This is a genomic window from Ilumatobacter sp., from assembly GCF_041688325.1.
Classification (GTDB): Bacteria; Actinomycetota; Acidimicrobiia; order Acidimicrobiales; family Ilumatobacteraceae; genus Ilumatobacter_A.
This window is the reverse complement of record NZ_JBDNIJ010000353.1, coordinates 1-12,645: the sequence shown is the minus strand read 5'-3', so window position 1 is coordinate 12,645 and position 12,645 is coordinate 1. Positions and strand designations below refer to the sequence as shown.

The window sequence follows — 12,645 nt, the reverse complement described above, 5'->3', positions numbered from 1 at the left end:
TCAGTTGATCAGGCGGTAGCCGACGCCTCGAGCTGTGACGATCAGCTTGGGATGGTCGGGGTGTTCTTCAACCTTCACTCGGAGACGTCGAACGTGCGCGTCGACGAGCCGGGAGTCGCCGAGGTACTCGTATCCCCACACGCGTTCGAGGAGTTGATCGCGTGACAGCACGGCGCCGGCGTGGTCGGCGAACTCGACGAGCAGGCGGAACTCGGTCTTGGTGAGACTGAGTTCTCGGCCATCTTTGAGCACGATTCCTTGTTCGCGGCGCAACTCGATGTCGCCGAACACGCTGGAAGCGGGCGTCGCTGTCGCGTCCTGCAGGTGCACTCGACGGAGCAGCGCACGAATGCGCGCCGCCAGCTCTTTCGGGACGACCGGTTTGGTGACGTAGTCGTCAGCACCCGCTTCGAGCCCGGCGACCATGTCAACTGTGTCGGTCTGGGCGGTGATGATGATGATCGGCACGATGCTCTTCACGCGCAAGGCACGGCAGACCTCGAAGCCCGACATGTCGGGAAGCCGGAGATCGAGCAGGATCAGATCCGCAGAGTGTGCATCGAACGCAACAAGGCCCTCATTGCCATTCGCTGCTTGGCGCACCGAGTAGCCCTCGTCTTCGAGAGCAAGCGACAACGCAAGCCGGATCGCATCGTCGTCTTCGATGAACAGCAGTGACTCCATCAAGTTGCAGGGTACAACACCTCAGGTAGGCATCACTTTTCTGCGATTTTTTTCGCTATCGATTGCTTTGTTACAGAAATCGCACAGGTCGCGAATTGATCCGTCACACGGGAGGACCATATTGGTTTTTGTTCACGCTGCCCAGGTGAGACGCCTTCCTCCCCCTGGCGTCTCACCGGCAGCGCGAAAACCTTCCGCTGACGTGTCTCCCCCGCCTTGCTCACCTGCAACACTCTGATCTGTGGCTTGGCAACGCTCTCTCCGCCTTCGCACTCGCGTCACACTTTTCTTCGCGCTCATTGCCCTGTTCGCCGGGTCAGTCCTCATCGGCGTGACGTACGGGTTCGCCCGAAGCACGCTGCTCGCCCGCGAAAACACCGCCGCCCGAGACCAGACCATCATCCATGCCGACCTGCTCCTCCAGCAGCTCGAAGAGAATCCTCAGACCATCAACGTGTTCGTCGACACGGAACTCCGATTCAGGATCGACGACAACGGCTTTGCCAACCTCGGTTCGCTCGACCCGACACGTCCACGAGCTGGAACCGATACGCAGCGGAAGGTCGACGACTACCCAGAAGTCATCGTCCGCGCCGTTGAACAAGGTGGGAACGGCACAGCGTACGTCGGCATCGATGGCCAAAATTATGTGGTTGTCGGCGTCTACATCGGTGCATTCGATGTCGGCTACTACGAGGCATTTCCGCTCGGCGACACCGAGCGGACGCTTCGCGCAATCTTTACAGCCCTTGCCCTTGGCGGCATTGGCACGCTCGTACTGGCGACCCTGTTCGGCTTTTCGACCAGCCGTCGCCTGCTCCGTCCGCTGAGCCGCGTTGCCGACGCTGCCGAAGAAATTGCGTCAGGCGGGCTCGACACTCGTCTCGACGAGGAATCCGACCCCGATCTCGACCGCCTGGCTGGCTCGTTCAACGACATGGCCGACGCCGTTCAAACTCGTATCGAGCGCGAGGCTCGTTTCGCATCCGATGTTTCCCACGAGCTGCGCTCCCCCATCACGGCGCTCACCGCCGCTGTCGAGGTGCTCGATGCTCGCCGTGAGGAAGTCCCCGAGCGCACACGTCAGGCACTCGACGTCGTTGTCAGTCAGGTGCGCCGGTTCGACAGCATGGTGATCGACCTACTCGAGCTGTCCCGTCTCGACGCTGGAGCGACTGACTTGAACCTCGAGCGGCTCGACATCGTCGACCTGACTCGCCGTATCGCCGCCCGCTATGGCGCCACTGACGTGCCAATCGAGGTTGCCAATAGAACCCGCACCGAGGTCTCAATCGACAAGGTCCGCTACGAACGCATTCTCAGCAACTTGGTGGAAAACGCGCAACACCACGGCGGCGGCGCGCTCTCTATCCAGCTGGCACCAGTGGCCGGAAGTCGAATGCGGATCACCGTCGAGGACGGGGGGCCCGGTGTCGCACGCGGCGAGCGAGAACACATCTTCGAGCGGTTTGCTCGCGGCAGTTCTGCTCGCCATCGAATCGGCACGGGCCTCGGCCTGGCGTTGGTCGCTGAACACTGTGCCGCCATGGGTGGCGCTGCCTGGGTCGAAGATCGTCAAGGCGGTGGAGCACGCTTCATTGTCGAACTGCCGTCCGAGGTGAACGCGTGACGCATTCGAACAAACGACGCATCCTCGCAGCAGTACTCGTACAGCTGCTCGCCGTCATCGCTGTTGCCTGTTCTGTTCCGACAGGTGACTCAACATTCCAGCCGATTGACGGCGACGAGATCCCAGGTGGCCTGAACGATTCGACGACAACAACGTCGACAACCACGACCACTACAACCACCACATCGCTTCCCGACATCCCAGAATCAACCGTCGAATCAACCACAACCACCACGCAGGCACCAGCCGAGATAGTCGACCTGTACTTCATTTCACGGGGGCTGCTCACTGTCGTCGAGACCGAACTCGTCGCACGTCGCGATCTCAATCAGCTCGTGGTTGCACTGGAGCAAGGCCCACCACCCGGCAGCGGCTTCAGCTCGTTTGTGCGGCGCGGCCTGATCGTCGGCCAGCCGACAGTCGAAGGTGGCGTCATCACGATCGATCTCGACGCCGATGTCTACGACCTGATCCTCGCCCGGAACCAGCGGCAAGCAATCGCTCAAATTGTGTGGACGTTCCTCCAGAACAGCACAGCGATCGGCCAAGTTGCTTTCACCCTCGATGGCGAACCGTTCCCCGTGCCAGCTGACGGCGGCGACCGAGAGTTCGCCGCGATCGACGACTTCGCTTCGCTCGATCCGGGCACACCACGCTCGTCTGTCGAACCACCCGATCAGAGTTCAGTCGAACCGACCACCGGGACAACTGTCCCTGAGTAGGTCAGTAGCCGAGGCGCTGAACGCGTTCCGGCTTGCGTTGCCAGTCTTTGTCGACCTTGACGCGGAGTTCGAGGTACACGCCCTCGGGAAGCTGCTTGCGTGCGAGCTCGCCCGCACGCTTGAGGATCAACCCGCCCTTGCCGATCACCATGCCCTTTTGACTGTCACGCTCGACGATGATGTTGACCCGGATACGGGGCCATTCCCATTCGGCGACTTCGGTGGCGATCGAGTACGGCAACTCGTCACGGGTGACGGCAAGCAACTGCTCGCGAACGAGTTCGGCAACCCACTTCTCTTCAGGAAGGTCAGATACTTCGTCGTTGGGGAAGTACTGGGGCCCCTCAGGCATTGAGGCGGCGAGATAGTCGACGAGTGGCCCGATGCCCTCGCCGTTCTTGGCCGACATGGGGAAGTACTCCTTGGCACCAAGCGAGCTGGCCGCCTGGAGCATGCCAAGCACCTGTTGCGGCTTGGCCACGTCGGTCTTGTTGACGATGACGATTGCCTTGGACACGTCGATGCGGTCCGAAACCCAACGGTCACCCTTACCAAACGGCATCGTGGCGTCGAGCACGAGGCAGGTCATGTCGACATCTTTGGTGCTTTCAATCGCCGTCGCGTTGACTCGCTCGCCGAGTGCGGTGACTGGCTTGTGCAGGCCTGGCGTGTCGACAAAGATCAACTGGCTCGTCGGGCGGGTGAGCACACCCATAATGCGATGCCGCGTCGTCTGCGGCTTGTCGGAAACGATGCTGATCTTGCGCCCACAGATCGCATTCACCAGCGATGACTTCCCGACGTTCGGGCGACCAACGAAGGTCACGAATCCTGACGTGTAACTCTCACTGGCATCAGTCGGTTCTTCGGTCACTTCGTTAGTGTGCCAGGCTCATTTCCATGACGCGCATGATCAACGGTATCGACGAGATGAAGACGCTCGTCGGCGAGCACCTCGGATGGTCCCCGTACACCGAAATCACCCAGGAACAAGTCCAGCAGTTCGCCGAAGCAACCGGCGATCACCAGTGGATCCACATCGATGTTGAGCGCGCTACGGCTGGCCCATTCGGCGGCCCGATCGCACACGGCTACCTCACCCTGTCGCTCGGCCCAATGCTTTCACCGAAGGTGTTCGGTGTCTCCGGCGTTGCGATGGGCGTCAACTACGGCGCTGGCAAGATCCGCTTCCCCAGCCCCGTACCCGTGGGATCCAACGTTCGCCTCGGCATCACACTCGTATCCGTCGACGACATCCCCGGCGGCGCTCAAGTCACCCAGGAATTCGTTTTCGAATGCGAAGGCGCTGTCAAACCATCGTGCGTGGCGGAAGTGATCTTCCGCTACTACGTCTGAGTCGCCAGACGATGATCGAGTCCATCCCCATCGACATACCGCTCGCTGCGGTCCATGAAGCAATAGCTGCGTCGCGGCCCGATGAGTACTGCCTCGTTTTCCGCGACCGGCGGTTCACTTGGCAACAAGTCACCGACCGCACGAGGCGGCTCGCCAACGCGCTCCTCGACCGTGGCCTTGGCTGCCATACCGAGCGATCCGAACTGGCCAACCACGTCAGTGGGCAAGACCATCTCGCGATCTACCTCCACAACGGCAACGAGTACCTGGAATCAATGCTCGGTGCGCTGAAGGCTCGCGTCTGCTCGCTCAACGTGAACTACCGGTACGTTGCCGAAGAACTGCAGTACCTCCTCGCAGACGCACAGGCCACCGCCATCGTGGTGCACTCACAGTTCGCACCGACGCTGGCCGAAGTGCTGCCGCTCTTGCCTCACCTCCGCGTCATCCTGCAGGTCAACGACGAGTCCGGAAACGACCTCCTCCCGGGGGCTGTCTGGTACGAAGAAACACTCGCCGCGGCCTCGCCCGAACGGCCCGCCGTCGACTGGAGCGCTGACGACCTGTACATGCTGTACACGGGCGGCACGACCGGGATGCCGAAGGGCGTGATGTGGCGCAACGGCGACGCCATGGTCGAATGTTTCGGCGGTTCCCACACGGCCCACACCATCGACGAGTTCGTCGCCGAGGCCACCACCGGTCTGCAGGCGCTCCTTGCTCCCCCGTTCATGCACGGCGCCGGACATTGGATGAGTTTCCGTACATGGCTTGGTGGCGGCACCGTCTTCGTGCAGTCAGTTCCGGAACGGCTCGATCCAATCGACGTGTGGTCACTGATCGAGCACGAGCGCCTCAACTTCTTGTTGATCGTCGGAGATGCCTTTGCACGACCACTGCTCGATGAATTGGAATCTCCGACTGGCCGCAACGCGTACGACCTCTCGTCGCTCACGGTCATCCTCTCCGGCGGAGCTGCCCTGTCGGCTTCACTCAAGAACGAATTCCTTCAGCATCTGCCAACCGTCATGATCGTCGACGGGCTCGGCTCGTCCGAGGCCGGCGGGCAGGTCTCCCACGTGTCCGCCGGCGGCACCGCCTCGACGGGCACCTTCGCACTCACGCCCGGCAATGTGCTGCTGTCTGCTGACCTCGATCGGGTGCTCGACCCGACCGACCACGAGACCGGCTGGCTCGCCAAGACCGGCCGGTTGGCGCTCGGTTACCTCGGCGACGAAGCCAAGACGCAGCGCACCTATCCAACGGTCGCCGGCCGGCGCTACGCCGTCCCGGGCGACCGGGCTCGCTTCCAAGACGACGATCCGAACAATCTCGTCGTCGAACTCCACGGTCGCGACGCGGTCACGATCAACTCAGGCGGCGAGAAAATTTTCGCCGAAGAGGTCGAAGCCGCAATCAAAGCCCACCCGGCAATTTATGACTGCGTGGTAGCGGGACGCCCAAGCGAACGATGGGGGAGCGAAGTTGTGGCTGTTGTCAGAATTCGCGACGGTCACGAGGCCGATGACGCTGCGCTCCTTGCCGAAGCGGAACGCCACATTGCGCGATACAAACTGCCCAAGGCAATCATCCGCGTCGACCACGTTGTGCGGTCACCCAGTGGTAAAGCCGACTATCGATGGGCGAGAACACTCGTCAGCACGTGATCTGAGCAAATCGCCACACGACAACACAGCTGACCTCTATGGTGACAACCTAGATACAGAACTTCCATCGGACATCACGAACACGCGAAAGGGCGGCCTGACATGGGTCTTCTCGGCAAACTCAAGGGCGAACTCGTTGACATCATCGAGTGGATGGATGACTCACGATCCACCCTCGCGTGGCGCTTCCCGCGCTACCAGAACGAGATCAAGAATGGCGCACAACTCATTGTTCGCGAGGGCCAGAAGGCCGTCTTTGTGTACCGCGGCGCGTTGGCCGACCAATTCGAGCCCGGCCACTACGAACTCACGACCGAAAGCCTCCCGATCATGTCGACGCTGCAAGGGTGGAAGCACGGCTTCAACAGCCCGTTCCGCAGCGAGGTCTACTTCATCAACACCCGGCCGGTCACCGACCTGCGATGGGGCACCCCCCAGCCCGTCACGGTTCGCGACCCCGACTTCAAAATGGTGCAGATCCGAGCCAACGGGCTGTGTGTCGTCAAGATTGTTGACGTCGAAATCTTCCTGAAGGAAGTCATCGGCACCGACTCAGCCGTCGAAGCCGACGAAATTGCCGAGCTGCTGCGTCGAGTCATCTCGATGGCGTTCTCCGACATGGTCCTTGCGACGGGCCTCGGCGCCATCGACCTGCAGGGCCAGCAAGTTGCGCTGTCCGCCAAGCTTGCTGAGTTCGTGCAAGAGCGCGTCGACGACGAGTTCGGTCTTTCCATCCCTGAGATGACGATGAACATCTCGCTGCCCGACGAGATCACGCAGGCGATGACCCGCGGTGTGGCCAAAGGCGTCGAAGCATCCGGTTTCGTCGAGAACGTCGACCTGAACAAGTACCAGCAGGCTCAAGTCGCCGATTCCATGCTCGCTGCTGCCCAGAACGAAGGCGGATCGGTCATGGGCGACATGATGCAGATGGGGATGGGCGCCATGATGGCCGGCCAGATGGCCCAGAGCATGCCGGGTATGGCCGGAAATCAGCAGCCAGCCGCCACGCCCGCTCCTGCTGCGGCACCCGCTCCCCCGCCACTGCCGGGCCAGACCATGTACCACGTCGATCACGGTGGCCAGTCCGGTGGTCCGTACAACATGGCCCAGATGCAGGCCGGTATCCAGAACGGACAGGTCACCGGCCCCACCCTCGTCTGGGCACAGGGAATGGCCGCATGGGCTCCGGCCCAGTCGGTTCCCGATCTGCAGGCTCTGTTCTCGGCTCCACCGCCCATGCCGCCCATGCCGCCAACGAGCGCCACGCCGCCACCGGTGCCGCCAACATCAGCTGCAGCAGAGTGAGCCTCCCCCGATGAGTAACCAGCCTCCTCCTCCAGTATCACCGCCACCACCGTTGCCTGATCCACCACCACCACCGTTGCCTGCTCCGCCGCCACCGCTGACCGGCAACGAAGCGGCACCCGTCGAGGCTGATCCCTCACTCGCCTCAATGGCTATCAAGCACAGCACCGAAGACAGCCGCACGTACCCATGCGGGGCGTGCGGCGGCGAGCTGCATTTCGACATCGAGTCGCAACTGTTGAAGTGTCCGCACTGCGGGAACACACACGAACTCGTCGAAGGCGTCGAGGGCCAGGTCAGCGAAAACGATCTCCGCGCTGCATTGCAGCTCATCAAATCAGGCAAGCAGGCCCATCAGGACAACTTCGTCGGGGTCGAGAAGGAGATCGTCTGCCAGAACTGCGGCGGGCACACCACGTTTTCCGGCACGCTCACTGCCGAAAAGTGCCCGTACTGCGCCACGCCGATTCAGCGCGACGACGTGCAAGACGCACCCAACCGCATCCCGGTCGATGGCGTGCTGCCTTTTTCCATCGATGACAAGCAGGCCAAGGAACTGATCGAGAAGTGGATCAGCAAGCGCTGGTTCGCTCCGTCCGAGTTCAAGACGTACGGCCGCACCGGCGCGTTCTCCAGCGTCTACACGGCCTACTTCACGTACGACGCCGACACGCGCACGAACTACACCGGCCGGCGCGGCGACAATTACACGGTCACCGTCGGCCAAGGCGATGACCGTCGCACCGAGACTCGTACACGGTGGAGCCCGGCGCGCGGGCAGGTGAACAACAGCTTCGACGACATCACCGTGTTTGCGAACGAGGGATTCGAACGCAAACGGATAGCGAAGCTCGAGCCCTGGCCGACCGAGGATGCAAAGCCGTACTCGGCCGAGTACGCAGCAGGCCACCTCGCGCGCACCTACGACAACGATGTCGAAGAGTGCCTCCCCGAGGCAACGACTCAGATGGAGACCGAAATCCGTCAAACCGTCCGGCAGAACATCGGTGGCGATCAGCAGGACATTCACTCGCTGAACATCAACTGGCTCAAGATGACCTACAAGCACTTGCTGCTGCCGATCTGGCTGCTCACAGTGATCTACGAGAACAAGCCGTTCCAGGTCTATATCAACGGCGTCACCGGCGAGGTCCACGGCGCCCGCCCGTTCAGCAAGGTCAAGATCATTACAGCCATCATCATCACCGTCCTAGTGATTGCCCTGATTGCCGTTGCTGTCTCGGCCGGAGGTGGTGGCTAGATGATCATCTCCTTGATCCTGCTGGCTGCTGTTGTCGGCATCGTCGGGTTCGGCGTAGCTCTTTCGGTGCGCGGCAAACGCGATTTCGCCAAGCAGAACGAAGTGGTCCCCGGCATGAAGTCGCCCGCGCCCGCATCGTGGGCCGGCGCACATTCCCCGGAGGCCAAACTGCATCGTCGTCTCGGCGACGCCGTACGTGCAGCGAACGGTAACCCTCGGCTTGTTGAGCTCGGCCTCGCCGAGCAAACCAAGCAAATCGAGAGCGAGGCCTTGGCCATCGACGAACGACTCGTCGCCGCCGCTGGCTTGCCCACCAGCCACCGCGCTGGCGCCGTTGCCGAGTTCGAATCACAGGTCGCGGCATTGGAAGATGCCGTTGCGACGCTCATCAAGAGCACCACGGTCAGCGACTCGAAGCAACTGCTCGAACAAGCAGTCTCCGACGCTGACGTCAAACTCCAGGCACTCGCAGAGGCGCGAGCAGAGGTCGAGGCCCTCGACCGTTCTGTCAGCGGGACACTGGCCCCACGCATGCCGGACGTCGAGCAGGGCAAGGCAACGGGCTGAGCCCTGCCCTAGCCTGAGCGTGTGAGCAACACACGTTCTTGGGATACCGAAAAGCTTCCGGAGGGCGAAGCGAAGGTCGCTGCTGTTCGTGACATGTTCGATGCAATCGCACCAAAGTACGACCGGCTCAATCGCATCATCTCGTTCCGCCTCGACGTCCGCTGGCGCAAGCGTGCCGTCCGCGATCTTGCTCTGCCAGCCGGTAGCACTGTGCTCGACCTCGCAAGCGGTACCGGCGACCTCTGCATCGACCTCAACAAGGCTGGTATGTCGCCAGTCTCGATGGATTTGAGCTTCGGGATGCTCTCTGCCGATCGGTCGGGTAGCCCACGAGCCCAGACCGACATCCTGCGACTTCCGGTCCCTGACGCTTCGGTCGATGGTGTGATGTGCGGCTTTGCACTTCGCAACCTGCTCGACCTGCCGACGTTCTTCAACGAACTGGGCCGAGTCGTCAAGCCCGGCGGCCGAATCGCCCTCCTCGATGTCAGCATTCCCAAGAACCGCGTCGTCCGCTGGGGCAACGGCATCTACTTTGGCAAGATCGTTCCCAAGATCGGCGCGGCGCTGTCTGACGGGCCGGCCTACGCCTACCTCCCGAAGAGCGTTGCCTATCTCCCTGAACCCGCCACCATGATCAGCGCACTCCACGACGCCGGGTTTGCCGACGCCGAACATGCTCAACTGTCAGGCGGGCTCACCCAGTTGATGGTCGGCACGCGGGCCTGACCGCGGCTGTAATGCACGCAGTCACTCGACCGCTCGCCGAACTGATCGGCTCAGACGGGATAACCCCCGACCTCAATGACGTCGCAGGGAGCGACGGGTTCCTGTTCGTTCGCGACGGAGTCGGCATCGCCGGCCGGGGTATCGCTGCACGTATTCCTATCGACGAAGCAGTCGCATGGCTCGCCGCCATCAAGCACCGAACTACCGTCGAGGGTGTTACTCCGCGCGCTCTGGGTTCGGTGCCCTTCCGACCAGGCGACGAGGGCGATCTCGTCGTTCCCGCCGTCCTTGTCGGCAAGCGCGCGGACGGCACGCAGTGGGTCACCATGTTCGACGATGCCGACCCGACCGACGCGCTCTCCGCACCAGTCGAGCCGACCCCGTCTGCGACGAACTACTCGATAGGCCACAGTGCGCCCATCGGCACATATTTGGCAGCGGTCGCAGCAGCGCGTGATGCCGTTCGTGCCGGGCATCTCACCAAGGCAGTAATTGCCCGCCCGATCACCGTGACCGCCGACCAGCCGATCGATATCGGATCGGTGCTTCGTCGGCTTAAGGCGTCGTTCGGATCGAGCTACCGGTACTCCATTGACGGCTTGATCGGTGCTTCACCCGAGCTCCTCGTCGAAGTCGATGGCGCAGTGGTCCGTTCGCATCCGCTCGCGGGCACAACGCCGCGTACCGGCGACCCCACCAACGATGCGGCACTTGCCCTCGAGCTGCAGGCCAGCACGAAAAACCAGATCGAACACCGCATCGTGATCGACGAGGTCCACGACACGCTGCTGCCCTGGGCCAGTTACCTCGACTGGGAGCCAGAGCCGTCCATTGTCTCGGTTGCCAACGTGCAGCACCTCGGGACCCGAATGGAGGGCATGCTGAGCCAGCCCGGGCCGAGTGTGATTGAACTCGTGCGTGCACTGTCGCCGACTCCGGCACTCGGTGGCCACCCCCGGTCGGAAGCAATCGAGCTCATCGAGCGAGTCGAGGGCTTCGAGCGCGGCCGGTACGGCGGCGCAGTCGGCTGGGTCGACGCCGCCGGCAACGGCACGTGGGCGGTGACCATTCGCTGCGCCGAACTGTCTGACGACCGACTTGTTGCCAGGCTGGTTGCCGGCGGCGGCATCGTTGCAGAGTCGGAGCCGTTGTCTGAACTCGCCGAGACCCAGGCCAAGTTCCAGGCCATGCTCAGCGCCCTCGTTCGGCCGTAGCACGGGGCCCGGGCCCAGCGCCCGCCGGAGCGATACGGTTCTCGCATGTTCGACCGGGTCTACCGCGTTCTTGGAACGTTCCGTTCGACGTTGACGATCGAGCAGCAGCGCATCGTGCGAGTCCTCGGTGTCCTGGCGTTCATCATGCTCGCTGGATTGACGATCACCGGCGTCTGGCAGTTCTTTGCCCACAAATCCGACCCTTCGTGGTTTGATCACGCTCCGGGGAGCGGCGCCCGCCAGCAGACCACCCCATCAACGGGTGCCGCCGCCGCTCATTCGCTGTTCAGCACATTCGGAGGAATCGTTGCCCTCGCAGGCGGCGGTTGGTACGCCTACAAGGTGTCGTTTTCAGTCCCCTGGCTCTGGCTGTTCGGCCTCAGCCTCTCGCTCTTCGGCTCATTCACCGGGTCACTGATCCGTTTCAACGCAATCAAACTGCCTGGCCAGAGCTACCAAGACGCTGGGGTCGGCTACTCGCAGCTCTTTCTTGGCGATGTCGAATTCGTCGTCACCGATCGATGGGACCTCGGCGCGACAGCGATCAGACTCATGACGCTGTCGCACACCGTCACCGTGCCGATCTTGCTGTTTGCGGTGTGGGCGTGCCTCCCACGCATCGCTGATCCAAACCGTTGACCAACTCGAGCCCGGGGTAGCAACATCACTGGCCTCGGGACTCGGGGTCGACACCGGCGATCGTGAGCATGTCGGCCATCGTGAAGTCGATCCCGACCGAGCCGCTGCGCTGCGCAAGTGTCGGGCGCCAGGCACCACCGACCGGATCCGTCGAATTGAGGTAGCTCGTTGAGTCCTCTTCGAGAATACCGAGGAAGACCTCGCCGACGATGCGCCCGCCGACCGGGCCGAGATGTCGACCGTCTGCCACGACATCGGCTTCACGCAGCACGTAGAAAAACAGTGGAGTCGACCGGTCGAGGTTGGCGCCCAACTGACCGACGTCGCTCAGGTCTGCGGTACTCAGCCGGTCGACACCCATCTCGTCGGCCACGCGCTGTCCCGACGGGATCCCCCACGTGATATGGCGCAGCAGGTTGCGTGTGGCCAACGACGTCGGACCGACGTCTTCGCCTCGGGCGGTCGGAATGGTGAACATCGGCAACTGGAACAACGGAGTCGACATCGTCGTGTCGATGACCTTGTTCGGCTTGACTTCACCGTCGCCGAAGTCAAAGAAGGTCTGCCAGCCAATGAAGCGGCGCTCCGCACGATGACGGCCGGTGAGATCCTCCGGGTCGTCGCCGGAAGCATCGGGGTTGAACACCATCGCGAAGAACGGATCGCCATTGTCACCAGCCAAGTTCGCCCGGTACGACGGACGAATCATCGAATGCCCAAAGCGGTACGCCGCTGTCTGGAACTCCAGCGGAATGCGAGCGATGTTGGGCGTGTACACCCGGCGGCCATTGCCGAGAATGTCGTCGACCATCTCCTGACCGACGAACTGCGGAAGGATCTCGTGCACGATGATCCACTGGTAGTGGTG

13 protein-coding genes are annotated in these 12,645 nt (G+C 62.3%); 10 read left to right on the top strand and 3 right to left on the bottom strand.

The features are described from left to right. Window positions 1–684 carry a response regulator gene (locus tag ACH2EI_RS18275; protein WP_395154454.1) on the bottom strand — a complete coding sequence of 228 codons (684 nt, stop codon included), beginning with the start codon at window positions 682–684 and terminating at the stop codon, window positions 1–3. A gap of 241 nt (window positions 685–925) precedes the next feature. On the opposite strand from ACH2EI_RS18275, the gene ACH2EI_RS18270 reads away from it, so the two are divergent. Further along, entirely contained in the window at window positions 926–2,314 is a 1,389-nt protein-coding gene (locus tag ACH2EI_RS18270) for an ATP-binding protein (RefSeq protein ID WP_395154455.1), read from the top strand. Further along, the gene (locus tag ACH2EI_RS18265; RefSeq protein ID WP_395154456.1) at window positions 2,311–3,036 is read left to right on the top strand and encodes a GerMN domain-containing protein; all 726 of its coding nucleotides are present in this window, start codon (window positions 2,311–2,313) and stop codon (window positions 3,034–3,036) included. The genes ACH2EI_RS18270 and ACH2EI_RS18265 overlap by 4 nt, the downstream gene beginning before the upstream one ends. A gap of 1 nt (window position 3,037) precedes the next feature. Here the strand turns inward: ACH2EI_RS18265 and era are convergent, their stop codons facing one another. After that, window positions 3,038–3,910 (bottom strand): GTPase Era, encoded by an 873-nt coding sequence (era, locus tag ACH2EI_RS18260; protein WP_395154457.1) that lies wholly within the window; start codon window positions 3,908–3,910, stop codon window positions 3,038–3,040. Between the two features lie 26 nt (window positions 3,911–3,936). Between era and ACH2EI_RS18255 the strand changes: the two genes are divergently transcribed. The 8 genes from ACH2EI_RS18255 (at window position 3,937) to ACH2EI_RS18220 (ending at window position 11,777) form a co-directional block, all read left to right on the top strand. Further along, the gene (locus ACH2EI_RS18255) at window positions 3,937–4,392 is read left to right on the top strand and encodes a MaoC family dehydratase (RefSeq protein ID WP_395154458.1); all 456 of its coding nucleotides are present in this window, start codon (window positions 3,937–3,939) and stop codon (window positions 4,390–4,392) included. Between the two features lie 11 nt (window positions 4,393–4,403). After that, entirely contained in the window at window positions 4,404–6,059 is a 1,656-nt protein-coding gene (locus ACH2EI_RS18250; RefSeq protein ID WP_395154459.1) for an acyl-CoA synthetase, read from the top strand. Between the two features lie 102 nt (window positions 6,060–6,161). Next, a complete protein-coding gene (locus ACH2EI_RS18245) occupies window positions 6,162–7,367 on the top strand; it encodes an SPFH domain-containing protein (protein ID WP_395154460.1) in 1,206 nt (401 codons plus the stop codon). Window positions 7,368–7,377: 10 nt separating this feature from the next. Continuing rightward, window positions 7,378–8,628, top strand: coding sequence for a hypothetical protein (locus ACH2EI_RS18240; protein ID WP_395154461.1), 1,251 nt, complete (start codon window positions 7,378–7,380; stop codon window positions 8,626–8,628). Beyond that, entirely contained in the window at window positions 8,629–9,195 is a 567-nt protein-coding gene (locus ACH2EI_RS18235; protein ID WP_395154462.1) for a hypothetical protein, read from the top strand. 21 nt (window positions 9,196–9,216) lie between these two features. Beyond that, a complete protein-coding gene (locus ACH2EI_RS18230; RefSeq protein ID WP_395154463.1) occupies window positions 9,217–9,924 on the top strand; it encodes a ubiquinone/menaquinone biosynthesis methyltransferase in 708 nt (235 codons plus the stop codon). 11 nt (window positions 9,925–9,935) lie between these two features. Then, window positions 9,936–11,138 (top strand): isochorismate synthase MenF, encoded by a 1,203-nt coding sequence (locus tag ACH2EI_RS18225; RefSeq protein ID WP_395154464.1) that lies wholly within the window; start codon window positions 9,936–9,938, stop codon window positions 11,136–11,138. A 45-nt stretch (window positions 11,139–11,183) separates the two neighbouring features. Continuing rightward, on the top strand, window positions 11,184–11,777 hold the full coding sequence (locus tag ACH2EI_RS18220) for a hypothetical protein (RefSeq protein ID WP_395154465.1): 594 nt from the start codon (window positions 11,184–11,186) through the stop codon (window positions 11,775–11,777). Between the two features lie 25 nt (window positions 11,778–11,802). Here ACH2EI_RS18220 and ACH2EI_RS18215 read toward each other — a convergent pair. After that, window positions 11,803–12,645: peroxidase family protein (locus tag ACH2EI_RS18215; RefSeq protein WP_395161071.1), on the bottom strand; the 843-nt coding region annotated here is incomplete at its 5' end.